Consider the following 24,380-nt stretch of genomic DNA (forward strand, 5'->3'; position numbering starts at 1 on the left):
AGTATTTATTTCAATTGATATTCTTCTTTCAATAAACTTATGAGTTCCACTGCGTCTTTAATTGATGCAGGGTAAACACGTTTCATCACAAGATCAAGGACCCTTCTCCTGTTTTCAAAACTGTTGGCAAATTCATTTAACAGATTTGCATCATTGGTTTGAACAGGAAACATCCTTTTCATTAAAGTATCGGGTAAGCGTAACCAGTCATCCGTCGAGTAAGTAGAGAACCTTGCGTACTCGTAATTATTCAATACACGGCTCCTTATTTCCATTGATCTATCTCTTACACCCCTGTCATTCGCATTCAGAAGTTTTACATAATTGATCTGGGAATAATAATAACTGATCTTATTGACCAGTTCGGCATTTGTAAAATAACGCAGGTTTCCCGATTGAGTAATTTGAATGATCGTAGCATCATTCCAGGAAACAGAAGGAGCACTGGCAACCACATTACTATAATAATAAAAAGCCCCTGGAGCCATGTAATTTTTTATACGTTGATGGATGATCGACCTGGCACTATCAAAACAGGCCAGTATAATTTTATTTTCACGCATAACATCACGTATCTCAACAGTATCTTTTTCCAGGTCTCTGAGCAATGCCTTTGCATATTGAGTTGCCCGTTGACGCTCTACAATATGTTCCCGTTGATTCTCTACAAAAAATCCAAGCGTTACAGCAAGAAATAACATTAGAAACTCCCAGAAATATTGTTTCCAGTTTTTCTTTCCATGAGAATGTGAATGAGCATGTACCTCCATAAATGATTTATTTCAAGTGATATTCTTTTTTAAAAAGAGCAATTAACTCATTAGCAACAGTAATAGCTGTTTCAATTGTTTTATTTGTAAGGCGGTAGGATGTCTTGATATAGATCACCTTAACAACAAATTCGTTGATGTCTTTTGGGTTGGCAGATATTGGAGGCGGATTGCCTGTATACCGGGATATTATACCATTATCATCTACCATATCATTCCATACATACCCATCTAATACTTTACCAACACTAGTATAGTAAATGTCAAGTCTGACATTGTTTTCACGTTCCTGTTGATTTAAAATTTCCTTTATCACCTCATTATCATAAATAACAATACTGTCAGCAACTTTTTTATTCCGGATAAGTCTTAAGCTTCCTGAACTTTTTAGTTGTTGGATCGTCCTGTCATGATATTTAAACTCATCCATTCTGCCAAGAAACCTTGAATAATAATAAATATCATTCACTGTTTTCTTGTTATTTTGTTTCAGCAAAAACACCAGCGAATCATAATAATTGATATACCTTTTGCGGACACCCAATGAAAGTTTTAGTGAGGCTATATCCAGCTCCACATCCTTTATTAAAGAATTTATATATTGCTTTTCACGGCTGTGTTCTATCATATGTTCTCTTTGATTTTCTGCAAGAAAACCACAGAACACAGCAAGGAATAACATGAGAAACTCCCAGAAATAATGCGTCCATTTTTTTCGGGTGGTATGTGAGTGTGCATGTACTTCCATAAATGTTTATTTCAGGTGATATTCTTTCTGAATTAATGATATTAACTCAATTGCCCTTTGGAAACGCACTTTCACATCTTCACTTTGCTTCTTCCGGCTGCCATATAGATACTGGGCATTTACAAGAAACTTATTGATCACAACCGGGTCCTCCGTCATTAACTTAAGGTTCTTATTATCCGGTATTTTTTTTTCTATCCTTATCCTGTAAAGAACTTCTGCATCAAATAGATTTCCTGCTTCGTCCCAGTAATCTGAGATCATGCCCAGGATAAAACCATTCTGAGATAAAATTTCATCCAACTCCAGGTAATACGATGATACATTATCCGCCACCTTCTGTTTGCTGATCAAACGCAGCAGGCCGGAATTTTTCATCTGGGTAAAAGTGCGTTGGCTCGGGATAGCAATATTGGTGTTGAGCGTAAGTACCCTTGCATAATAATAAATTTTATCGAGGTGGGCACTCCTGCCGGGACTTCTGAGTAACCTCATCAACGAATCGATTCGGGCATCGAACTCTTTGCCGGTTCTTCCGTATTCGTTGTAAATAGCTGTATCCGATTTTAAATCTTCATACAGGTTACTTATATAAATCTTTTCCCTGTCTTTCTCAATTTTATGTTCAAGTTGGTATTCTGCCAAAAATCCGCAGAACACAGCAAGGAATAACATGAGAAACTCCCAGAGATAATGTGTCCATTTTTTTCGTGAAGTAGGAGAATGGTGGTGTACTTCCATGTTTGGTGGTTATAATTTTGGTTGCTGTAAAGTCGGTGGTTCGGCGCAGCTTTAAAGTTAGTACTTGCAAATTATCAGGATGGATTTTTTATTCTCATTTCCCTTGCAAATCCAACATACATTCTCCTTATTTTCGTGTTCTTTTTTTATGCGACAACTGGCAGCTATAATGTTTGTGGATATGGCAGGGTACACCGCCCTGATGCAGGAGAATGAGCAATTGGCAAAAGCCAAACAAAAACACCTGAAAGAGGTGCTCGAGTCAACTGCAAAAAATTATAACGGAAAGATCCTTCAATATTATGGCGATGGTGCTCTTAGCATTTTTTCCAGTGCTATTGATGCTGTGAACAGCGCCATTGAAATTCAAAAACAATTACAACAGGAACCAAAAGTTGATCTGCGGATCGGCTTGCACACCGGTGATATATCTATTGAAAATGAAACAATCTATGGCGATGGCGTAAATCTTGCCTCAAGAATTGAATCGCTTGCAGTGCCCGGCAGTATTTTCATTTCTGAGAAATTAGCTGATGAAGTAAAAAATCAAACCGATATTTCTCTTCGTGAGATGGGATACTTTGAATTGAAAAATATAAAATTACCTGTTCGCATTTTTGCTGTTTCAAACCAAGGCTTAACAGTTCCTTCCCGTGATGAATTAAAAGGAAAAACAAAACCTCCTGCAAACCGTCTTGCTGTTTTGCCATTTGTAAATCTTAGCGGCGATCCTGAAAATGAATATTTCAGCGATGGAATTACTGAAGAGTTATTGAATTCGTTGACAAAAGTGGAAGGATTACAGGTTACTTCCCGTACTTCAGCTTTTGCCTTCAAAGGCAAACTGGATGATGTTCGTGAGATAGCCGTTAAATTAAACGTAGATAAAATTTTAGAAGGCAGCGTTCGCAAAGCCTCCAACAGGGTTCGCATAACGGCACAATTAATAAACGCAGCGGACGGATATAATGTATGGAGTGAAAACTATGACCGTGATCTTACCGATATTTTCAAGGTGCAGGATGAGATCAGTAATATAATTGCTAATCGTCTTCGTGAAAATTTATCGCTTGCTTCAAAAAATGAACAATTTGTAAAGGCTTCCGCTAAAAACATCAATGCATATACGCTTTACTTAAAAGGATTGCATTTCTGGAATAAACTCACACCTGCTGATACATACAAAGCAATTGAATGCTTTCAGCAGGCAATTGACCTCGAGCCGGATTATGCACAAGCCTATGCAATGATGGCGGTCGCTTATTCAAATCTTGGTGCAACAGGCCAGTTAAGGCCTGACAAAGCATTCGGATTCGCTGATCAATACAGTGATAAAGCATTGAAGCTTGATAATAGCATAGCAGAGAGTCATATTGCCAAAGCGAGGGTTCACTTATTTTATGAAATGAAATGGCAGGCAGCTTATGATTCCCTGCAAAAAGCGCTGCAGCTTAACCCTGCTTATACTGAAACATACAGGTTACTTGGCTATTATTTTATAGTAACTGGAAAAAAAGAAGAAGCGGTAAAAGTTTTGGAAAAAGCTTTAGAGATCGATCCGCTTTCAACTGTTATCAATAATTACCTGGGTGAGGCTTATACAATGGCGGAGCATTATGACAAAGCTTATCGCATTGCAGAAAAACAACTGGAGATTAATCCAAAAATGAGACTTGCCATTGAAATGAAAGGTTGGTGTGTTGGAATGAAAGGTGACTGGAAAAAAGCGTTGGAATTTTTCCAGGAAGTGCATCAACTGGCTAATCATCCTCTTAAAAGTTTGGCACCCCTTGGTTATGCCTATGCCCGGCTCGGGCAAAAAGAAACAGCATTGGAATGTATCAGTAAACTTGAACAGCGACAAAGGGAAGAGCCAGAACTGGCAATGGACGGAGACCTGTTAATGGTTTGGTGGGCAATGAGGGATAAGGAAAAAACTTTTCAATATTTAAACAACTGCATCAATAAAGATCTGAATACTATCTATTACTATTTGGAATACCCGATGATGATAGGAATAAAAGAAGATCCGCAGGTTATGGAATTACTTCAAAGGAGCACTTCTTTAAAAACCGCACAAAGCTAAAAACTGTTTTTATTCCAGGTGATATTCTTTTTTCAGAACACTCATTGTGGAATCCAAAGATTTTAATACCCGGATATATTCTCCTTTCACACTAGTAGCTAAATAAAAATTGTATTTTTTTAACTTCGCAATAAAGTTTTGAAACCCCGGATCAGTTTTATTGATCCTGGCTGTTAATGGTATATCATTAAGATCTATTGAAACATCATTTGGAAATGGATAATCTGTGATAAATAAACGACCCAGGACAGCGGTATCAGCAAAAATATATGCTGATTCATCAATATCATTTTGCAGATCATGAACATGATCGTTGGTATTTAGGTACACTCTATACAATATCTCAAGTTCACTTAAAACATCAGCAACCACGCTGTTCCTGATCAACCTGTGTCCGTAACTTCTCAATTGCGATAAAGTACGATCAGTAGGAACGTAATTAAAATTCCATTCTGTTGCTGTTAAATAAGCCTGGTAGGTTTCCCTGTCTTTTTCATTTCCCCGTTGTTGTAATAAAGTGATCGCAGAATCCAGCAGCTTTACATGATTAGGAATAATACTGTTTATACACCAGGTAAGAAATGAGGAATCTTTTTTAAGATCTTCTACCACCTCAGTTATTAATATTTTTTCCCGCTGGTGTTCTATCATATGTTCCCGTTGATTTTCTGCAAGAAAACCGCAGAACACAGCAAGGAATAACATTAAGAACTCCCAGAGGTAGTGTGTCCATTTTTTTCTTGCAGTATGGGTATGTGCATGTACTTCCATAATATTTTATTTCAGGTGGTATTCGTTTTTTATCAGGTCTATTAATTCAAATGCCATTTTTTTAAGTTGCTCCAAAAGTTGCAGAAGGCGTTGTGAGCCGGCCGCCCAGTAATTAAGCCTGTTTGCCAATTCATTTAATGCAATTGGTGAGCTATCTTTTGGTTGAGGATTATCCGTCGGTCTTTCAAAAAAGCCGCTTAATAAAATGGTGCTATCTTTTAATTGAAGGTTCTCTCCTGGCCTTTCATTTGTAAGCCCTCTTGTCATTTTGCTGAAAACAGCGGCATCAAATATTCTTGCAGCTATGCCACGGTATTCGTTCAACTGTACCTCCTCCAGATCCTGTTGAAGCATGATGTTTCTGTAAAGAACATCATACCCAATTATTTTATCTGAAATGGTTTGATCGCTTATCAACCGAAGTCCGCCTGAATTTTTTAATTGTTGCATGGTTCCGTCAGCAGAAAAGAAAAAAGCTCTGCGGGAAATATTTCGCCCCCAATAATAAAAGGCGCCCCCATTCTGCATGTATTTTCTTTCAATGATAGAATTACTTAACGAGTCATACATCTGGATCCTACCGTAACGTTGTTTATTAAGTATTGAAATTGCACTGGTATCTGCTTTCAGGTCTTCGATCATTGACACCATAAATTGTTTCTCCTTGTTCTTTTCTATTTTATGCTCCAGTTGATATTCTGCCAAAAATCCGCAGAACACAGCAAGGAATAGCATTAAAAACTCCCAGAAATAATGGTTCCATTTTTTTCTTGAGGTGTGTGGGTGGTGGTGTACTTCCATAATTTTTTATATTATTCGATTTTAAATCCATATTCCGCTCTAAGTGTTTGAAGCAATTCATGATTTCTTTCAATATATGCCTGGTAATGTATCTGTCTCGTTGCTCTAAGCACCAGCTGGTAATAAGCAACAAGCCCTTCTGCATCTTCTCTTTTGAAGTCTTGTATGTTTTTGATTATGGGTGTTACCGAAGTATGATAATTTGTTTGGGCAAGAGACTGCAAAATACTTTGCTTACCGTTTTGTGTATAGTCGTCCATCCATTTAAAATCATAATGCTTCAATGTAAAAGGCCTTACGAACTGTTCTATAAAATGATACTCCTGTATATTCCTTTCCCTGGCATTTGAAATTGCCACATTGATATGGCTGATCGAATTTTGCAGCCGTGTGCTTTTAAAATAACGAAGTGCTCCGGAATTTCTCAGCTGGCTCAATATCCCATCATTGGGTTCAAAGATTATACTGGTGGTTAAAACAGCAGTCCAGGCAAAGCTTGGATAAAATTTTTCAGAAAGTTTGGTAAGGTCACTGTCGGAAACGTAATTCCTGAAGTACTGCATCCGCTCTTCTTTTTGCAAGCGCATATTTATTTTGTTCTGCATCGTGACCGAGTCAGCATACACTTCCTCGTAAAGGCTTTCTGCCAGTTCCTTTGCCCTGTCTTTTTCGATCTTATGTTCTAACTGGTACTCTGCTAAAAATCCGCAGAACACTGCAAGGAACAACATAAAAAATTCCCAGAAATAATGGGTCCATTTTTTTCTTGGGGTATGTGTGTGGGCATGTACTTCCATAAAAATTTATTTCAGGTGATATTCTTTTTCCAGCGCATTAAGTAAAGTGTCAGCGATTTTTAATTGTGCCTCATATTCCTGAAGGGTACGGGTACGGAAACCTTTCATCATCATTACTAGATTAATTAATTTACCTATATTGTCTTTATCTGTGATTTTTATATATGCATCATGCGTTATTGGCTTGTTAAACCTGATGTCAGAAAGAACTTCTATATTTAGTAAGTCCATACTATAAGTAGCAAGAATCCAAAGGCCTTTATCTTCTACATCGTCCCTGTATCCTGTTTTCTTAAGTTGCACATCATAAGCATTCATCTGGTTAACAAGCGACTGCTTGAAATAACGCAATGAACCAGACGTTTTCATTTGTTCATATGTGCCATTCGTTGCTATGAAAGGATATGCGATCAAATTATAAGAATAACTTTTATAAAAGTTGGTATCATTCCAACTAGTACGAGGTCGGTGTAGCATTTCAAGGACAGTGTCGCAGGCGTTCAGTTTTTTATCACTAAAGGAAAATGCCAAATGCAAGGCTGCTGTATCTTTTTTTAGATCTTCAAAAAAAGCTTTCGCTAAAATGTTTTCCCTGTCTTTTTCAATCTTATGCTCCAGCTGGTACTCTGCTAAAAATCCACAGAACACAGCAAGAAACAACATGAGAAATTCCCAGAAATAATGTGTCCATTTTTTTCTTGAAGTGTGGGAGTGGTGGTGTACTTCCATAATTATAAATATAAATAATATTAAGGTTGCAACGCCGGCTAATACGGCACGATTTTTTTATAAGGTAAATGGAAATCGCATTCTTTAAACTAAAACTTTTATATTATGCAAAAATCATTTGTGGGTCTGATCCTGGCAGCGGCCGCAGCCATTGGATACCAGAAATATTCTAAAATGACTCCGGAACAAAAAGCTGATCTTAAAAAAAGAGGTACGGGTTTTTTGGATAAAAATTTTCCAGGCATGAAAAATATGTTTGGCAAAAAGGAAACAACTACGGAATCAGGATTCAACGCTCCTCCATATTGATCGGTGAAAGACGACCTTTAATGGCTACAATTTTTATTTGAGTTGTGGCCATTTTATTTTTCTCCCGGTTGATAGTTTCCCGGCGATTAATTTCTTTTTTTTTGGAAAATGGTTTCAAAATAAATGAAGTGAGAGAAGTATAGTTCAGGTACTTCCATAAAATCTATTTATGTCGTTTGCTTTCGCATTGGTTGCCATTTTTTATAAGTAGCGCTGCGCCATATCCATTCAATCGGGCCATAATTAAAATACTTTAACCAAATGGTACTGATGATAACCTGAAGGATAAAAAATCCAAACCCAAAGATGGTATAATAAACGGGGCCTACCTGCCCCATAAAGCCCAGGCCTGCACCAAGAAAAACAAAATTCCCCACCAGCGATTGCGTGATATAATTACTAAAAGCCATTTTACCTGCAGGTGCAATTAACGAGAGTATTTTTTTACAAACAGGATTTTGAAACAATAACATAAAACTTCCAACGTAAGCTAATGCAAGTGGCGCCACGCCGAATGCGTACACAATTGTCTGGTAAAGTCCTTTTTCTTTCAATTGAAAATAATCACCCTCGGCAGTTGCCATATAATGCGCCAAAAAATAATTACATGGAAGACCGATCGCAAAACCAATTCCGATCACCCAATACACAATTTTTTTATGCTGCATGATGTTTTTATAAAAATCAGTACGGCCAATTACATATCCGATGAGGAACATACCCAACACTTTTGAAATACGGCTGATGAAGATCAAATAGCCATAGCGATAAAAAAATCCGGCAACATTCATTTTGAAAACATCCCACCAGTTTGCATTTTTCATTACCGCCTCAAATTCTTCCTGGCTTTTTATCGTGTCAAACTGCGGACTCAACTGGCTGTTCGTCCAATCACCTGCCTGGTTTAATTTTTCAGCTGGAAAATTTAAAACAGGGAACTGCATTTTTAAACCATATAATAATATTGGTGAAAGGATCAATATGCCGCCTGTTATCAGCAATGTTTTATTGGAAAATTTTCTGAGAGGTAATAATAAAAATCCAAGCAATCCATAAAAGAAAACAATATCACCGGGCCATATCATTAAATGAACCGCACCCAGTAGCAGCATAAACAATAACCTTCTTTTAATGGTAGGTATGGCATCCACACCTCTTGCCATTCCTCTTTTTATTTGCAATGCAATACCCCAACCGAACAATAAACTGAAAATGGAATAAAACTTTCCTTCTATTAGCATATGATGGATGAATGTCATCTTATGATCCCAGCCAGGCACCAGGAATGGCCCCGTAAGATTGGCGCTTTCATCATACCAGGAAAGACCACTTCCGAGGTTGGCAATAAAAATTCCGAGGATGGCAAAACCGCGGAGTACATCCATAAAAATTTCACGTTCGGATGACTGAACGGGAGCTAAAGTTTGCATTAGTTGGTTCGTTTTTTAAGTTGATTTGCGGGCAGGTAATGTTTGTTCGCAAGGGGAGGGAACTAATCTATGAATCTATGAATTTTATAACAGACAGGGAAATAAATATCCAGTTTTGCTTTATCCTTCCGGCTTCTTAACTTGTATGTTCTCATCTTAACAACCTTCCCTTTGAATGCTGAATATCCCTACCATTTAATCACTCGTTAAAACAACTGATATGAAACCAAGATTTTTGCTTGCCGCATTATTATTCCCGGTTGTTATGCTTGCACAAAAAAACTGGAGCCCTGAGCAATGCCTGAAAATAAAAAACATCACGGCCGTTGTTCCTTCACCCGATGGTATGAAAGTGCTCTACACTGTTCGTGAAGCGATGATGACGGATGATCGTAGCGAATATGTAAACCAGGTATGGTTATGCAATGCCGATGGAAGTAATTCTATTCAGCTTACTAAAGGCGATAAGAATTCAGCAAACCCGCAATGGAGCCCGGATGGCAAATGGATAGCTTTTACTTCTTCAAGAGACAGTAAAAACAATTTATATGTTTTACCCGTTGGTGGCGGTGAAGCAGAAAAAATAACGGATGTAAAAAGCAGTGTTGGTGGTTACTCCTGGAGCCACGATGGAAAGATGATCGCTTTTACTATGATAGATGCATCAGAAGCTAAAGAAGAAAAAGATAAGAAAGCGAAGAATGACTGGTACTATATGGATGAAGAAGTAAAACAAAACCGGCTGTTTGTTTTATGGCTCGATAAAAAAGATACTGCCGGAAAAGTTGTTCAGAAAAAATTGACCAAAGAGAATTACAATGTAAATGCATTTGACTGGAGTCCCGATGGAAAAACGATTGCTTACAGTCATGGGAAAACACCTGAAGTAAATGATAACGTATACAGCGATATTTCTTTAATCGATATTGAAACCGGAAATATCAAATCAATTGCAAATACCGGTGCAGGTGAATCCAATCCTTTATTTAGCCCTGATGGAAAAATGATTGCATATTATAGCAGTGCAGATCCGGTTGACTGGTCAGGAGCAAGACATGCTAAAATTTATTCCCTTGCAGATGGAAAAAGCTGGCGGTTGAAAGCAACACCCGATGAAAATGGCGGCCTTCTTGGCTGGACAGCTGACGGTAAAAATCTTTTATGGGCTGAAGCCAATAAAACACTCAACAGTATTTATGCATTGAGTACCGATGGAAAAAATATTACCGAATGGACAAAAGGCACAAAAGATTTTGTTGGCGGCGGAACGCTTAATGCAACAGCAACATATATTGGATTTACTTTACAAAACACAGCTCAACTACCGGAAGCTTATATCAGTTCACTCAGTAGTTATTCGCCTGTAAAAATTTCAAGTATCAATTCGGAACATGCAGGCAAAGCGTTACCAAAAACTGAAGTAGTGAAATGGAAAGGCGCTGATGGTAAAGAGATCGAAGGTTTGCTTACTTACCCCATCAATTATAAAGCCGGAACAAAAGTTCCGTTTATATTAAATGTACATGGCGGACCTGCTGGTGTATTTACACAAGCTTGTGTGGCTGGCAATCAAGGCGCATATCCTATTGCTGCATTTGCAGAAGCAGGTTATGCAGTGCTTCGTCCTAATCCAAGAGGATCTTCCGGTTATGGTACAGATTTTCGAATGGCTAATCGCAATGATTGGGGTGGTAAAGATTTTGAGGACTTGATGGCAGGTGTAGATCATGTAATAAAAATGGGAGTGGCTGATGAAAGTAAAATGGGAGTGATGGGTTGGAGTTATGGTGGTTTTATGAGCAGTTGGATCGTTGGTCATACCGATCGTTTTAAAGTTGCATCTATCGGTGCACCGGTAGTTGACCTATCGCATCAGAACCTGACAGATGATATTGAAGGTTTTCTTCCTTCTTATTTCCAGTCTAATCCATGGGACGATTGGAGTAAGTATGATGCACATTCACCTATCAGGTTTGTACAAAATGTAAAAACACCGGTAATGCTACAACATGGTGAAGCAGATCAAAGAGTTCCATTCAGCAATTCGGTAATGTTTTATAATGCCTTGCGAAGAAGAAATGTTCCGGTTCGTTTACTTGCATTACCACGCCAGCCACATGGTCCGCAGGAACCACGTATGGTTTTAAAAACAATGCAAACCAATGTAGAATGGTTTGATAAATTTATTGGAGAAAAGAAAGGCTTTTAAATAATAGAATAAACAAGTCACACCACCAAAATCAATTGTATGTCAAACGAACCAACAACATTGGCTGCCCCCGTCAGCCAGCAAGAACGAATTATTATTCTTGATAGCCTCCGGGGTATTGCAATACTTGGAATACTGCTGATGAACATTCCGGGATTTGCATTACCAGACCCGGCATTATACGATCCATCTGTATTGAGTGAGTCTGGTACTAATTTTAAAACATGGTATTTTATTGAATGGTTTATGGAAGGAAGCCAGCGGGCATTATTCTCCATGTTATTTGGTGCCGGTATTATTTTATTCATCACCCGGCAGGAAAAAAAATTAGATGGCCTTTGGCCAACAGATTATTTTATTCGCCGACAATTATGGCTACTAGTGTTTGGCTTATTCAATGCTTTTGTGCTTTTATGGTTTTGGGATATTTTATTTCATTATGCAATTGTCGGCATCATCATGTTTGCATTCCGTCGGCTCTCGCCAAAAACATTGATCATTGGAGCTGTTATATCATTAGTGCTGATGACGACAAGAGAAAATGTAGATGCAACCCGTCGAAGGGATATGATCGTTCAAGGAGAAGCAATCGCCAAAATAGATACAACAACAACAAAGTTGACGGACGAGCAGAAAGAAAAATTAGGTGCAATGACGGGAATGAAAGAAAAATCATCCTCGGAAGCCAAAAAGAAGTTGATGGAAAAAAATCTTGCAATTGTAAGAGGTGATTATGCCGGTTTTTATAAATACCAGAGTGAAAGAAGTTTCAATGGTGAAGTGCACACTTACTATATCTTATGGGATATTATGGTTTTTATGTTTCTGGGAATGGCGTTTTTTAAAAATGGAGTGATCACAGGACTGGCACCAGTAAAAACATATTGGTTCTTATTCATTGGTGGCTTAGGTATTGGCTTGGTACTTTCTTATTTTCGGTTGCAACCGCTGATTGAACATAAGTTCAACGGATTTGAATACACAAAAAATGTTTCGTTTGAATTTTATGAAATATCCAGAACCTTCAGGGCATTGGGAATATTTGGATTGATCATGTTGTTGTATAAATCAGGTTGGTTTAAATGGTTGTTTGCATTAATGCGTCCTGTCGGGCAAATGGCATTTACTAATTACCTGATGCAATCATTTTTAGTTGGGCTGTATTTCTATGGTGTTGGCTTTGGTATGTATGGAAAACTGGAACGTCATCAGATATATTATGTAGTGGCAGCAACATGGGCACTTGAAATTGTTTGGAGCCATATCTGGTTGCATTATTTCCGTTTCGGACCGTTGGAGTGGGCCTGGAGGAGTTTAACTTATTGGAAAAAACAACCTTTTAGGAAAAACAATTCAAGTACAGAAACTACAGGAGTTGTATAATTTTTAGTTTTTAATAAATATCATTCTCTGAAAATTTAATTCAAATGATATGGCAAATGGGTCAACAACTACATTAACCGGGCCTGTATCACAACAGGAAAGAATAGTTATTCTCGATAGTCTTAGAGGCTTTGCTATTCTTGGAATATTATTAATGAATATTCCGGGCTTTTCATTACCTGGTGATCCCTATATACTCAACGAATGGGATACAATCGATTTTAAAACCTGGCATTTTGTAGAATGGTTTCCTGAAGGAACTCAAAGAGCCATCTTCTCTATGCTATTTGGTGCAGGCATTCTTCTTTTTATTGGCGGAAAAGAAAAGAGATTGGATGGAATGATGCCGGCAGATTATTTTTTTCGCCGGCAATTATGGTTAATTGTTTTTTCATTGATCGATGTTTTTATTCTTCTGTGGTCTGGTGATATATTACTCGATTATGCCTGCCTAGGAATGCTCATGTTCGCATTTCGTAATCTGCCATCAAAAAAACTATTGATTGGTGCAGGCTTCTGTTTAATTTTTATTCTCGCAAGAGAAAACCGGGATTTGTATCATGATAAAGAAATTATTCATCGCGGAGAAATGATTGCAGCCATTGATACTACTAAAACAAAACTCACTCTTGTTCAAAAAGAACAGTTGGGCGCAATGGAGGATATGAAGAAAAACAGTTCGCCTGAAAGCAGGTTAAAGCGAAGAGAAAAAGCAATAGAAAAAGTCACCGGAAATTATGAAGTGCTCTATGAATACAGAACCGGACGCTATCTTGATCAATTAGTACAATACCTGTTTCTTGAACCCTGGGATGTTTTACTTTTTATGTTTCTTGGAATGGCTTTTTTTAAAATGGGTATATTAACCGGGCAGGCTACTGTTAAAACATACTTGTGGATGTGTATAATCGGGCTAGGTGCCGGGTTAATCATTTCCTATTTCCGTCTTCAGCCAATCATTAATGCACAGTTCAACTGGTTTGAACAAACAAAGAAAATTCCATTTTCGTATTATAATGTGTCCCGTACTTTTCGTGCAATAGGCATATTAGGATTAATTATGCTGCTATATAAGTCCGGTTGGTTTAAATGGCTCTTTGCATTGCTGCGGCCCGTTGGACAAATGGCATTTACCAATTACCTTATGCAATCATTAATGTGTGGTTTGTTTTTCTATGGAATAGGTTTTGGTATGTTTGGAAAACTACAGCGACATGAAATATATTATGTAGTAGCAGCCGTATGGATAATACAAATCATTTATAGCAATATCTGGTTGCATTATTTCCGGTTTGGCCCGATGGAGTGGGCATGGAGGAGTTTAACTTATTGGAAAAAACAACCTTTCAGGAAAAATAATTCAGCGACAGTAGTTACAGAAACACCTTAACTTTCATTAAATGATTTTTATGAAAATCACTCTTTCTTCTATTGTTTTTGCTGTCATTCTTATTTCTTGCAATGAGAACAAGCAGGGTGTTAAACAATCTGCAACCTTGTATGACAGCTCCTATAAATCTGCATCTTTTCCAGAACAGGGAAGAATGGAAAAAATCATGCAGACATTTCCCATCATTGATAAAATATTTAAAGATTATGCTGACAGCAATCATTTGCCTGGTGTTGCATATGGTTTAGTGGTAGATGGCAAACTGGTTTACAAAGGCAATATCGGCTATACAGATATTGATAAAAAAATCCCTGTTACCTCATCATCATTATTCCGCATTGCAAGCATGAGTAAAAGTTTTGCAACGATGGCAATACTGAAACTACGTGATGAAGGAAAACTGAATCTTGATGATCCGGCTTATTTATATATCCCTGAATTAAAAAATTTAAAATATCCAACTGCCGATGCGCCGCATATTACTATTCGGCATTTGATGACACATGGTGCTGGTTTTCCTGAAGACAATCCCTGGGGTGATCGTCAGCTTGCAGATACCGATAAAGACTTAATTGAACTGATCGGCAAACAACTTTCATTTTCAAATCCTCCTGGCATTGCTTATGAATACAGTAATCTTGGTTTTGCATTGCTGGGAAAAATTATCACTACTGTTTCAGGAATGCGTTACCAGGATTATATCAAAAAAAATATTTTGGAACCACTGGGAATGAAAACCACCACCTATGAATATGGTGATGTTGCTCCTGATAAACTGGCACATGGCTATCGCTGGTTAAATGAAAAATGGAATGAAGAAACATTATTGCATGATACAAAAGACGGAAGCTGGGGTGCAATGGGTGCTATGATCTCTTCCATCGATGAGTTCGGAAACTATATGGCTTTTCATCTTTCTGCATGGCCCCCAAATAATGCAAAAGATGATGGTCCGATAAAAAGAAGTTCTGTAAGGGAAATGCATCATCCATGGAGATGGAATGGATTTAATCCAAACTATAAATATCCAAGCGGAAGAACCTGTGCCGTTACTTCGGCTTACTGTTATGGCTTAGGTTGGCTGAAAGACTGTGAAGGCAGAACTTATATTGCTCATAGTGGCGGCTTACCCGGTTTCGGTAGTCAATGGCGCATCATGCCGGATTATGGTATCGGTATTGTCTCATTTGCCAATAGAACTTATTCTCCAATGGGTTTTGTAAACCTGCAAATACTTGATACGCTGATAAAAATTGCAGGGCTGCAGCCGATGCAATTGCCTGCATCAAAAATTTTGGAACAACGGAAAAATGATCTGATGAAAGTATTACCAGAATGGAACAATGCAGAGCAGAGCGGAATCTTTGCTGAAAACTTTTTCCCTGATTACCCGATTGACACATTGAAAAAATATGCAAGAGATCTTTATGCTAAAGCGGGGAAAATAATCTCAGTAAAAGAGGTAAAACCGGAAAATCAATTGCGTGGTTCATTTATCATTGAAGGAGAGAAGACGAATATTGAAATTTATTTTACCCTTTCACCGGAAAATCCGCCACTGATACAGGAATATCATATAAAAGAGATTCCGAAGCAATAAAACCTTTTTTAGTTTTTATATAAAACTAATCTGTATCTTTTACCGATAGACCACCACCTTAGTTGAAACTGCTACCGGGAATAATATTTATCCTGCTTGCTGTATTTGTCTTATTAAGTTTTGGCAAAACAAGCAATGAACTATCTTACTATACCTATGCTTCGGCAGATTTTGAGAATGTAACATCCACTCCTTCTTCCAAAAAAATAATCAGTTGTGCCCCCGGAAAAACTAAAATGAATGATGCAGAAAAGATGCTGCATAAAAAGAAACAATTCTTCCCTACGCCACCGGGTACAGAAGAAATTCTTACAAATGATAACCGGCAATCAGCAGGTGTTTTACAAAATGGAATTCTTACTATAAGTCTTGAAGCAAGAGAAGGAATGTGGTTTCCAGAAACACATGAAGGAGAAGGAATAAAAGTTTATGCCTTTGCAGAAAAAGGAAAGCCTTTACAATTACCGGGGCCACAAATTCGTGTACCTGAAGGAACGATCATTAAAGCAACCATTCACAATAAACTGGATACTGTAATGACGTTACATGGCTTTTGTTCAAGGCCTGCTGTTGCTGGTGATAGTATCCTGATCAAGCCCGGTGAAACATTTGAAACATCATTTAAAGCAGGACAACCTGGAACTTATTTTTACCGTGCATCTGCCAGTAGTGAGATCAATTTTTTCGGACTTCCGCTTCCTCATTTTACCGACAGCCAATTATTCGGTGCTTTTATTATTGACCCTGCCGGTAAAAAATCAGATCCGAAAGAAAGGATCATGATGATCAGCTTATGGAATAACAATATAAAATTCGATACAACCATGCATGAGCAAGCGGCTATTAATGGTCGTACATGGCCATTTACAGAACGGCTTACTTATAAACAAGGAGAAGAAGTAAATTGGAAAGTCATCAATGCAAGTAACCAGCAACACCCGATGCACCTGCATGGTTTTTATTATACAGTAACCAGTCATGGTAATATATATAAAGATTCCGCTTCCGATAAAGAAACCATTCATAAAGCAGTAACCGAATTGTTGAACCCCGGTGAAACCATGTCATTGAGTTGGGTGCCTGAAAAACCAGGCGGCTGGTTGTTTCATTGTCATACCATATTTCATATACTACCCGAATCATTCCTTCGAAAAAAACCTAAGATGGAAGAAATGGATCCAAAAGATCTGCATGCCCATGTAACGGAAGGAATGGGTGGATTGATCATGGGATTGCAAATTTTACCATCAGAAAAAAACTGGAAGCTTATAAAATTTAAAAATGTTAAAGAACGTAATCTCACACTGATAGTAAAAGAAAAACCTAACTGGTATGATTCTGCTACTGGTAATGGGTTCATTTTATTAGAAGGAAATCAAATATCGGATGATAATGTAAATATTCCGGGCCCGAACATCGTATTGAACCGTGACGAACCTGTGTCAATAAAAGTGATCAATAAATTAAAAGAAGCAACTACTGTTCACTGGCATGGATTGGAAATTGATAGTTATTTTGATGGTGTATCCGGTTGGGGTAATTATAAAACAATGCTTGCCCCGATCATTCAACCCGGTGATTCATTTGTTGTGCATATGCGACCGCCACGTTCAGGTACTTTTATTTATCATACCCATATGCACAACCAGCAGTTATTTGCCGGTATGTATGGCGCATTGATCGTAAAAGACCCGGAGATAAGTTATGAAAGTGAAAAAAATAAAGTGATCATATTCGGTGAAAATAATTTTGGTGCCATATTTATTAATGGGAAAAAACAACCGGATACTCTCTATATAAAAAAAAGGATAAACTATCATTTAAGAATGATAAATATTACTGCGGGCTGGGCTGATATCGAAACTTCAATTCTGTATAATGATAAGCCTGTGAAATGGAAACCACTTGCAAAAGATGGAGCTGATCTGCCGATCTATCAGCAAATAATTAAACCGGCAACAAAGCAATCGGTTTCTGTAGGACAGACACTTGATTTTGCGTTTACTCCCGAAGAGCCCGGCGATTATTTGCTGCAGGTAACTTCAATGTATGGATCTCTAACACCAATTAATATGGTGATGCGGGTGAAAGAATAACCAGGATTACTTAATTATTTCTTCCAGTTGTTTTATAATGCCGCTATTCAAATAAACTATCAACCGATTTTGAAATGTTTTGAGAAAGGACAATGATTGGCAGAAAGAATACTATTGAAAAAAATTTCTTCATTTTATTTTTCTTTCACTGCTTCCCATCCTTCTTTTATTTTGCTCCAGGTAAACCCGGTGTAAACAAGTTTTACTGTACCATCTTTTTGTATTGTAAACAGGAATTTTGTTTCCCGGCCATAATGTTCAAAAGTATTGTTACCTGAATATTCAAGCGGGTAGCCACCATTGATACTGCTTTCAGCTTTGATCCAGAGCATGCCGTCTTTTTTATATAGCTCTTCTGATTTACCATCTGCTTTTTTGTAAGTTCCTGCGAGCCTGTCAATCACTGTTGCATCAGCCGGTAGTTTTTCCATCATCGTTACATTGAATAAAACCTGCTTGCCGCCATCATCATCATTTTTAATATCCAGCACTCTTCTTTTAGCTGCAGGTGAAGATGCAGATGGATCTTTCCCGATATGTTTATCACCATTGAAATAAAGCTGTGTGATCAGGGTTTGATAACCAGCTGCTGAAATAAGCAAATGAAAATGCGCAGGCCGTATGGAACCATTACCTACATCGTAAGGCACGGGTAATATTGTTTTGAAACTGTAACTTCCTTTTTCATCACAATAAGTTTTTGCCCTGTATTTAAATGCAGGCGAATCGTTATCATATACACCATCGGCACTACAATGCCAGAGTTCAACACAGGCGCCATTCAATGCAGTTTTACAATCCTTATGTTTTACCTGGCCCATTAATATTACCAGTTGTCCTTTATCCTTTTTTATACGCATATCACTGCGAACAGGTGCATCGGGGCGGTAGTAGGGCCCGAGTATATCAGTTGTGGTTTCGCAATCTCCCTCATAGTTTGTTCCGTTGAAGCGGATAAACCCTGCTGCGCTTACGGCCATTGCGGTGAGTGCGGTGTCTTTAATAAATGTTCGACGTTGCATAAAAATCTTTTAGCTGGTAAAGAAATGTTTCAGAATGATCCTGAGTAATAAGGTGTCAAAGGGTTATTGAATGTACAAATAATTTATTCGAGGTGATATTCTTTTTTCAAAACCTGCAGGAGGTTAACAGCCTGTTTAAATATTTTTTTAGCTTCTCTTCTATATCCTTTATTTATATTAATTACTGAAACGATCCTGTAATTAAACTCATTTAAAGAGTTTTTATAACCTGGTTCTAATGGCGGGCTAAGATTGGTGCGGAGAGCAATGTTTTCGGCATCAGAAAATTTTAATAACTCTATGCCAGTTAAAATTTTGGGAGCCATTTCTCTTTCAATATTAACTATACTTTGCTCCTGTTCATCTAACCGCACCAATGAACGCACAGCAGCATCATATTTAAGCAAACTGTCGATGCTGGGACGGCTTCTTATCAGGCGAAGGCCTCCTGAATTTTTTAATTGCTGCAATGTTCCATCACTGGGTGTAAGTTGAAAAAGGTTGATCCTGGGAATAGTAACAGCCAAATAATAAATCTCTTTTGTAAAGTGTGAAGCCGAATCGCTGTTTAATAAAAATAGTAAGGAATCAAGTCTTTCTTGCCGGATAATTCTACCTCCAATAAGTTCATTGATCCGTGTGGTGTCCGTTTCAATGTCCCGTATCAATGATTTAATAAATTGTTTTTCCCGTTGGTGTTCGATCATGTGCTCTCTTTGATTTTCGGCAAGAAATCCGCAGAACACAGCAAGGAACAACATAAGAAACTCCCAGAAATAATGGGTCCATTTTTTTCTTTCGGTGTGAGTGTGGGCATGTACTTCCATAAAAAATTATTTTACTCCATGTGATATTCCTTTTTCAAAATTGTAAGCAATTCGATTGCTAACTTTTTTAATTGTCCCAAATGACGATCAGCCTGATATTTATATATACCAGATTCAAACTTCAACCAGCCGGTATACTGATTCATTAATCCCGGTTCATTATTGATAGGGATATTAGTGAGGCGTAAAACAGAGTCTCTTGGTTTTACAATTGGTCCACCAAGCATCTTTTCGGATATATACATGTCAAAAACTTTAAAATGCAGGTCTTCCATTTTTGAAAATTCAACTTTCGATAAACTGTACTCCTTTTCCAGTTGACGGTTTTGTCTATCATATTCACTTATTTTGTAAGCCAGCTTATTTCCCATTATCCGCAAATTCCCTGAACTCCTGAGTTGTTCGATCGTTGTATTGTTGGAAGAAAAATATTCAACATTGGTAACAAATGAACTATAATAATATAGCATCCCATTGGTTAGACCTGGCTTATACTCTCCTTTAACCAGCAGGCAAAAAGTATCTAGTTTATGGGATACGTACTTAAGATTGCGTGACAAATCATTTAACTGGATGGTGTCCTTTTTTAATTCATCATAAAGATTGGCTGCATATATTTTTGCCCGCTGATGTTCTACCAAATGCTCCCGCTGATTTTCCACAAGAAAACCAGCACTGACGGCAAGAAACAACATAAAGAATTCCCAGAAATAATGTGTCCATTTTTTTCTTTCGGTATGTGCATGGTGGTGTACTTCCATAAATTTTTTATTCCAGATGATATTCTTTTTTTAATGCGATTATCAATAGGCTGGCGATTTTATTTAAAGGCATTAGATGTTCGTTGATACTGTTTCGCCACCACTGACCTTCCATTCTTACCCAACCCATGAGTTCTTTCATAAGCCGCGGATCATCGTTAAGCAGTGGTGGATCTAACTGGAATACTGAATCCCTGAATTTTTCGTCTCTGTGACGTGAAAAAAGATCGGCAGCAATATTTCCATCAAAGATCTTAAGACTTAAACCAATAATTGTTTCAAACTCAGTTCTAAAAAAAGTGTAATCAGATTCCAGCATCCTCAATTTCTTGTCATAATAACTTATTTTTAATGCAATGTCTGTCGGCAATATCCTTATATTACCCGAGCTTTTCAATTGCTCCAGTGTGGAGCTGCTTGATGAAAAGTAACCAGTTATACCAAGAACACTGGAGAAATAATAAAGTTTACCATTAGTTGTTCCTCCCTCGTTTTCAGTATACAACTTGCGGAGTGTGTCATACCTTTTTGAAAGAGTCAATGTCCAACTCATCAGGTGGCTTAACTCAGCCGTGTCTTCTTTAAGTTCTTTATATAAATTAGCGGCATATACTTTTGCCCGTTTATGTTCTACATAATGCTCCCGCTGATTTTCTACCAGGAACCCGGCACTAACAGCAAGAAACAACATAAAGAACTCCCAAAAATAATGTGTCCATTTTTTTCTTTCGGTGTGTGAGTGGTGGTGTACTTCCATAAAAGTATTTTATTCAAGATGATATTCCTCCTTTAGTATTTCCAATAAATTATTTGCTTGTCTCAAAAATACACGGGCATCTCTTCTTATTGCTTTATTGAGTGCTTTCATTGAATACATTCTGTAATTCCAATGTTGCAATTCCTTTTGTGTAAAGGCCAATAATTTAGGGTCTCCGTTAAGGAGTCTTGATACATTATTATTTGAATCAAGCATTTGATCAAAGATGCGTGCATCAAAAATATTTGGAGCAGTTTCACGGTAATCATTGATCAGCGTTTCTTCTAATTCGCCTTGCCTGGACAAAAATCGTATCGTTACATCATACTTTGCAATGCTGTCCGCTACATGATGTTTGCGTATCAGTCGCAAACCGCCGGATTTTAATTGTTGTATAGTTCCATCGTTTGGTATAAAACGAATGATATTAGTTCGGGCCGCAGTTACCGCAAAAAGATAAATATCCTTTGCGTAATTACCCGGTGAAGGGCTGTTTAATAAAAGTTCGAGGGAATCTAACCGGCTTTCTCTTACTGTACGATTGAATATAATAGTATTCAATCTTGCAGTGTCTGACTTTATATCATTCACCAGTGAATTGATAAACTGCCTCTCTCTGTTTTTTTCAATTTTATGCTCCAATTGGTATTCTGCCAAAAAACCGCAGAACACAGCAAGAAATAACATGATGAATTCCCAGAAGTAATGTGTCCATTTTTTTCTTGCAGTATGTGCATGGTGATGTACTTCCATTGCTAATCTTTTTTAAAATAGCTGTACAGGAATGCGGCGGCAAATCCTACAATGATATAAATGATCATCCGGATGATCCTTCCTTTGGTTTGGGGATTCATAAAAAATATTTTATAATGAAAGATAATAAATCAAAAGCTTTTTAGCTCTGCTGTTCCGGGACCTTTTAATGATTGGCCGCTGCGTGTACCTGTTTGTACCCCGTTTTCTAAAACCAGTTTTCCATTTACCAACACATATTTAAATCCGGCAGAGTATTGATGCGGGTTTTCAAATGTTGCTTTATCACTTACCTCTGCTTCACTAAAAATAACAATATCAGCCGCGTAGCCTTCTTTCAGTAATCCACGATCTTTCAGTTGAAACTTTTGTGCAGCCAATGATGTCATTCTTCGTATTGCTTCCTCCAGTGTTATAATTTTTTCTTCTCTTACATATTTACCCAGCACCCTTGCATTTGTTCCATATGCTCTTGGATGCGGCATACTCTTTCCCGGCGTTGGTACACCAGCATCAGCGCCTACCATATTAAAAGGATATTTCATAATGAAGCGAACATCATCTTCATTCATGCCATGATAAACCATTTGTGCGCCACCGGCTTTCATCATATCCAGTATCGTTTCTGCTTCTTCTCTGGCTTTTGACTTTCTTCCTTTTAGTTTATTTATTTCTGAAATATTTTTCCCGTTCAGGGTTGTATCAGCAGCATGATTGGCTACAACAGCATAACTGTAATTCTTGTATTTATATTCTTTTAGCTGCGCCAGCATATCATCAATAATTTTTTTATGCATAACAGGATCTGCAATTCTTGTTTTCAGCGAATCTTGTCCTCCCGCCATTGCCCAATCGGGTAATCGAACGCCGAGATTTGTACTGCTTGCTGTATAAGGATATTGATCGATGGTAACATCGTATCCTTCTTTTCTTGCTGCTTCTATCAATGGCAATGTTTCTTTACTCCTTCCCCAGTTGGCACGATGACTTACTTTAAAATGCGATATCTGTACAGGAATATTTGCCTGCTTGCCAATATTGATCGCCTCGTTAATGGCATCCACCACTTTTGTTTCTTCATTGCGAATATGCGATGCATAAACGCCATTATATAAAGCTGCTGCTTTTGCAAGACCAATCACTTCTTCAGTATTACTATACATGCCGGGTAAATAAATAAGGCCTGTCGATAAACCAACTGCTCCATCTTTCATAGCCTGCTGTACCAACTCTTCCATTTTCTTTTGTTCCCCAGGTGTGGCAAGCCGGTTATCAAGTCCCATTGCCTGCCTTCTTACCGTATTATGTCCTATAAGAGATGCTACATTTATAGAAGGTTTGAGGCTATCAATCCGCATAAAGAATTTTTTCAGATCATCTGCTGAACCTCCACAATTGCCGGTAATAACTGTAGTAACTCCATCGTATATATAATTACCTGCTGCGGGATTTTCGAATATGCCACCTTCAATATGTCCATGTACATCAATAAAACCTGGTGCTACTATCAATCCTTTTGCATCGATAGTTTTTGTGGCTGTTGCAGTTTGTAATTTTCCAATAGCAGCGATCTTTCCATCTTTTACAGCTATATCAGCATAATACCAGCTATTACCGGCGCCATCAATTATTTTTCCATTGCGGATAAGAAGATCATAGTTCGTTTGTGAATAGCTTTTAAAAAAAGCGAAAAGCAGCAGTAATGTAAAAATTGATTTCATGTTATTAATCTTTAGCTCCTTTATCACCTATAAACCATTGCTCCTTGTTTTTAAATAAAACATTGAACGTAGTAAGTGAACCATAACAGCGGGTAATGTATTGCTGAATATTTACTTTCTCTTCATCATTGAGGGTTTTGCTGCTGTTGATATTTTGTTCCAACACACGAAGTCTGTCTCGCAGCATTACGATCTTGTGAAAAAAATCTTCCATGGGAATTTCTTTTGGCTTCAGCGATTTATCCAATGGCTGCAACAGCATCGTTCCTCTTATCCATTTTTCTCCCAACGGAACTACTTCGCTTAGTCCTCCCCAAAGGCGCAAAATTTTCAGCAACGATTTTTCAACTTCGCTATGCGTTTCTATCTCTTCTGTTACATTTTCAGGAATGATCTCTTCCAGCTTATTATCTGTTTTATCTACTTCCTTAATACCATGATTGATAAATGATATCAAATAACTGGCATACCGGATACCCACAATAACACCGGGTCCGAAATGAGTATGTTGCAGTCTTGTGCCTATACCAAGTGTAGTTTGCTCCATGGTTAAAATTTTTCTTACCAAATATAGCAGCAGTTTTTCTTGTTTATTCCGCTTTTACATTGAAAAAAATAATATTTTCAGGAAATAGAAGTCTATCATCATGTACACACAGAAAGAAGTAAATGGAAACAT

General features: G+C 37.7%; 22 protein-coding genes. 7 read left to right on the top strand and 15 right to left on the bottom strand.

Translation table 11 applies throughout. The features are described 5' to 3' along the window. Nucleotides 1–5: 5 nt before the first annotated feature. The 3 genes from E6H07_04545 to E6H07_04555 are packed head-to-tail and all read right to left on the bottom strand — an operon-like array spanning nt 6 to nt 2,259. Nucleotides 6–770 carry a hypothetical protein gene (locus tag E6H07_04545; protein ID TMI65197.1) on the bottom strand — a complete coding sequence of 255 codons (765 nt, stop codon included), beginning with the start codon at nt 768–770 and terminating at the stop codon, nt 6–8. A 7-nt stretch (nt 771–777) separates the two neighbouring features. Then, nucleotides 778–1,518 carry a hypothetical protein gene (locus tag E6H07_04550; protein TMI65198.1) on the bottom strand — a complete coding sequence of 247 codons (741 nt, stop codon included), beginning with the start codon at nt 1,516–1,518 and terminating at the stop codon, nt 778–780. Nucleotides 1,519–1,524: 6 nt separating this feature from the next. Then, complete coding sequence (locus E6H07_04555) at nt 1,525–2,259, bottom strand: hypothetical protein (protein TMI65199.1); 735 nt, start codon at nt 2,257–2,259, stop codon at nt 1,525–1,527. 148 nt (nt 2,260–2,407) lie between these two features. Between E6H07_04555 and E6H07_04560 the strand changes: the two genes are divergently transcribed. Continuing rightward, nucleotides 2,408–4,345, top strand: a complete 1,938-nt coding sequence (locus tag E6H07_04560) for a guanylate cyclase (GenBank protein ID TMI65200.1) — start codon at nt 2,408–2,410, stop codon at nt 4,343–4,345. A 9-nt stretch (nt 4,346–4,354) separates the two neighbouring features. On the opposite strand, the gene E6H07_04565 is transcribed toward E6H07_04560, so the two are convergent. The 4 genes from E6H07_04565 to E6H07_04580 are packed head-to-tail and all read right to left on the bottom strand — an operon-like array spanning nt 4,355 to nt 7,443. After that, nucleotides 4,355–5,116 (bottom strand): hypothetical protein, encoded by a 762-nt coding sequence (locus tag E6H07_04565; protein ID TMI65201.1) that lies wholly within the window; start codon nt 5,114–5,116, stop codon nt 4,355–4,357. Nucleotides 5,117–5,122: 6 nt separating this feature from the next. Continuing rightward, nucleotides 5,123–5,917 carry a hypothetical protein gene (locus E6H07_04570; GenBank protein ID TMI65202.1) on the bottom strand — a complete coding sequence of 265 codons (795 nt, stop codon included), beginning with the start codon at nt 5,915–5,917 and terminating at the stop codon, nt 5,123–5,125. An 11-nt stretch (nt 5,918–5,928) separates the two neighbouring features. Then, complete coding sequence (locus E6H07_04575; protein ID TMI65203.1) at nt 5,929–6,714, bottom strand: hypothetical protein; 786 nt, start codon at nt 6,712–6,714, stop codon at nt 5,929–5,931. Between the two features lie 6 nt (nt 6,715–6,720). Continuing rightward, nucleotides 6,721–7,443 (bottom strand): hypothetical protein, encoded by a 723-nt coding sequence (locus E6H07_04580; protein TMI65204.1) that lies wholly within the window; start codon nt 7,441–7,443, stop codon nt 6,721–6,723. Nucleotides 7,444–7,548: 105 nt separating this feature from the next. Here E6H07_04580 and E6H07_04585 point away from each other — a divergent pair, with 105 nt between their 5' ends. Then, nucleotides 7,549–7,752, top strand: coding sequence for a hypothetical protein (locus E6H07_04585; GenBank protein TMI65205.1), 204 nt, complete (start codon nt 7,549–7,551; stop codon nt 7,750–7,752). Between the two features lie 167 nt (nt 7,753–7,919). Here E6H07_04585 and E6H07_04590 read toward each other — a convergent pair whose 3' ends face one another. Continuing rightward, nucleotides 7,920–9,182 (bottom strand): DUF418 domain-containing protein, encoded by a 1,263-nt coding sequence (locus E6H07_04590; GenBank protein TMI65206.1) that lies wholly within the window; start codon nt 9,180–9,182, stop codon nt 7,920–7,922. Nucleotides 9,183–9,402: 220 nt separating this feature from the next. Between E6H07_04590 and E6H07_04595 the strand changes: the two genes are divergently transcribed. From E6H07_04595 to E6H07_04615, 5 genes are all read left to right on the top strand, one after another. Then, complete coding sequence (locus tag E6H07_04595; GenBank protein ID TMI65207.1) at nt 9,403–11,391, top strand: S9 family peptidase; 1,989 nt, start codon at nt 9,403–9,405, stop codon at nt 11,389–11,391. A gap of 39 nt (nt 11,392–11,430) precedes the next feature. Beyond that, nucleotides 11,431–12,774 carry a DUF418 domain-containing protein gene (locus tag E6H07_04600; GenBank protein ID TMI65208.1) on the top strand — a complete coding sequence of 448 codons (1,344 nt, stop codon included), beginning with the start codon at nt 11,431–11,433 and terminating at the stop codon, nt 12,772–12,774. Nucleotides 12,775–12,823: 49 nt separating this feature from the next. After that, nucleotides 12,824–14,164, top strand: a complete 1,341-nt coding sequence (locus tag E6H07_04605; protein ID TMI65209.1) for a DUF418 domain-containing protein — start codon at nt 12,824–12,826, stop codon at nt 14,162–14,164. 19 nt (nt 14,165–14,183) lie between these two features. Continuing rightward, on the top strand, nt 14,184–15,764 hold the full coding sequence (locus E6H07_04610) for a beta-lactamase family protein (protein TMI65210.1): 1,581 nt from the start codon (nt 14,184–14,186) through the stop codon (nt 15,762–15,764). 62 nt (nt 15,765–15,826) lie between these two features. Then, entirely contained in the window at nt 15,827–17,860 is a 2,034-nt protein-coding gene (locus E6H07_04615; GenBank protein ID TMI65211.1) for a hypothetical protein, read from the top strand. Between the two features lie 134 nt (nt 17,861–17,994). Here the strand turns inward: E6H07_04615 and E6H07_04620 are convergent, their stop codons facing one another. The 7 genes from E6H07_04620 to E6H07_04650 all read right to left on the bottom strand — a co-directional run bounded on the left by E6H07_04620 (nt 17,995) and on the right by E6H07_04650 (nt 24,248). Then, complete coding sequence (locus tag E6H07_04620) at nt 17,995–18,882, bottom strand: catechol 1,2-dioxygenase (protein ID TMI65212.1); 888 nt, start codon at nt 18,880–18,882, stop codon at nt 17,995–17,997. A gap of 83 nt (nt 18,883–18,965) precedes the next feature. Further along, nucleotides 18,966–19,709, bottom strand: coding sequence for a hypothetical protein (locus tag E6H07_04625; GenBank protein TMI65213.1), 744 nt, complete (start codon nt 19,707–19,709; stop codon nt 18,966–18,968). A gap of 11 nt (nt 19,710–19,720) precedes the next feature. Beyond that, on the bottom strand, nt 19,721–20,470 hold the full coding sequence (locus E6H07_04630) for a hypothetical protein (GenBank protein ID TMI65214.1): 750 nt from the start codon (nt 20,468–20,470) through the stop codon (nt 19,721–19,723). A gap of 7 nt (nt 20,471–20,477) precedes the next feature. Continuing rightward, a complete protein-coding gene (locus E6H07_04635) occupies nt 20,478–21,227 on the bottom strand; it encodes a hypothetical protein (GenBank protein TMI65215.1) in 750 nt (249 codons plus the stop codon). 9 nt (nt 21,228–21,236) lie between these two features. Next, a complete protein-coding gene (locus E6H07_04640) occupies nt 21,237–21,980 on the bottom strand; it encodes a hypothetical protein (GenBank protein TMI65216.1) in 744 nt (247 codons plus the stop codon). A gap of 131 nt (nt 21,981–22,111) precedes the next feature. After that, complete coding sequence (locus tag E6H07_04645; protein ID TMI65217.1) at nt 22,112–23,701, bottom strand: D-aminoacylase; 1,590 nt, start codon at nt 23,699–23,701, stop codon at nt 22,112–22,114. A 4-nt stretch (nt 23,702–23,705) separates the two neighbouring features. Beyond that, the gene (locus tag E6H07_04650) at nt 23,706–24,248 is read right to left on the bottom strand and encodes a hypothetical protein (protein TMI65218.1); all 543 of its coding nucleotides are present in this window, start codon (nt 24,246–24,248) and stop codon (nt 23,706–23,708) included. Nucleotides 24,249–24,380: the final 132 nt, after the last annotated feature.

The sequence above is a fragment of the Bacteroidota bacterium genome (assembly GCA_005882315.1).
GTDB lineage: Bacteria > Bacteroidota > Bacteroidia > Chitinophagales > Chitinophagaceae > VBAR01.

Excerpts from the sequence above, each read along its gene's own strand:
- E6H07_04545 (TMI65197.1), bottom strand. The coding sequence starts at position 770 with ATGGAGGTACATGCTCATTCACATTCTCATGGAAAGAAAAACTGGAAA.
- E6H07_04550 (TMI65198.1), bottom strand. The coding sequence starts at position 1,518 with ATGGAAGTACATGCACACTCACATACCACCCGAAAAAAATGGACGCAT.
- E6H07_04555 (TMI65199.1), bottom strand. The coding sequence starts at position 2,259 with ATGGAAGTACACCACCATTCTCCTACTTCACGAAAAAAATGGACACAT.
- E6H07_04560 (TMI65200.1), top strand. The coding sequence starts at position 2,408 with ATGCGACAACTGGCAGCTATAATGTTTGTGGATATGGCAGGGTACACC.
- E6H07_04565 (TMI65201.1), bottom strand. The coding sequence starts at position 5,116 with ATGGAAGTACATGCACATACCCATACTGCAAGAAAAAAATGGACACAC.
- E6H07_04570 (TMI65202.1), bottom strand. The coding sequence starts at position 5,917 with ATGGAAGTACACCACCACCCACACACCTCAAGAAAAAAATGGAACCAT.
- E6H07_04575 (TMI65203.1), bottom strand. The coding sequence starts at position 6,714 with ATGGAAGTACATGCCCACACACATACCCCAAGAAAAAAATGGACCCAT.
- E6H07_04580 (TMI65204.1), bottom strand. The coding sequence starts at position 7,443 with ATGGAAGTACACCACCACTCCCACACTTCAAGAAAAAAATGGACACAT.
- E6H07_04585 (TMI65205.1), top strand. The coding sequence starts at position 7,549 with ATGCAAAAATCATTTGTGGGTCTGATCCTGGCAGCGGCCGCAGCCATT.
- E6H07_04590 (TMI65206.1), bottom strand. The coding sequence starts at position 9,182 with ATGCAAACTTTAGCTCCCGTTCAGTCATCCGAACGTGAAATTTTTATG.
- E6H07_04595 (TMI65207.1), top strand. The coding sequence starts at position 9,403 with ATGAAACCAAGATTTTTGCTTGCCGCATTATTATTCCCGGTTGTTATG.
- E6H07_04600 (TMI65208.1), top strand. The coding sequence starts at position 11,431 with ATGTCAAACGAACCAACAACATTGGCTGCCCCCGTCAGCCAGCAAGAA.
- E6H07_04605 (TMI65209.1), top strand. The coding sequence starts at position 12,824 with ATGGCAAATGGGTCAACAACTACATTAACCGGGCCTGTATCACAACAG.
- E6H07_04610 (TMI65210.1), top strand. The coding sequence starts at position 14,184 with ATGAAAATCACTCTTTCTTCTATTGTTTTTGCTGTCATTCTTATTTCT.
- E6H07_04620 (TMI65212.1), bottom strand. The coding sequence starts at position 18,882 with ATGCAACGTCGAACATTTATTAAAGACACCGCACTCACCGCAATGGCC.
- E6H07_04625 (TMI65213.1), bottom strand. The coding sequence starts at position 19,709 with ATGGAAGTACATGCCCACACTCACACCGAAAGAAAAAAATGGACCCAT.
- E6H07_04630 (TMI65214.1), bottom strand. The coding sequence starts at position 20,470 with ATGGAAGTACACCACCATGCACATACCGAAAGAAAAAAATGGACACAT.
- E6H07_04635 (TMI65215.1), bottom strand. The coding sequence starts at position 21,227 with ATGGAAGTACACCACCACTCACACACCGAAAGAAAAAAATGGACACAT.
- E6H07_04640 (TMI65216.1), bottom strand. The coding sequence starts at position 21,980 with ATGGAAGTACATCACCATGCACATACTGCAAGAAAAAAATGGACACAT.
- E6H07_04645 (TMI65217.1), bottom strand. The coding sequence starts at position 23,701 with ATGAAATCAATTTTTACATTACTGCTGCTTTTCGCTTTTTTTAAAAGC.
- E6H07_04650 (TMI65218.1), bottom strand. The coding sequence starts at position 24,248 with ATGGAGCAAACTACACTTGGTATAGGCACAAGACTGCAACATACTCAT.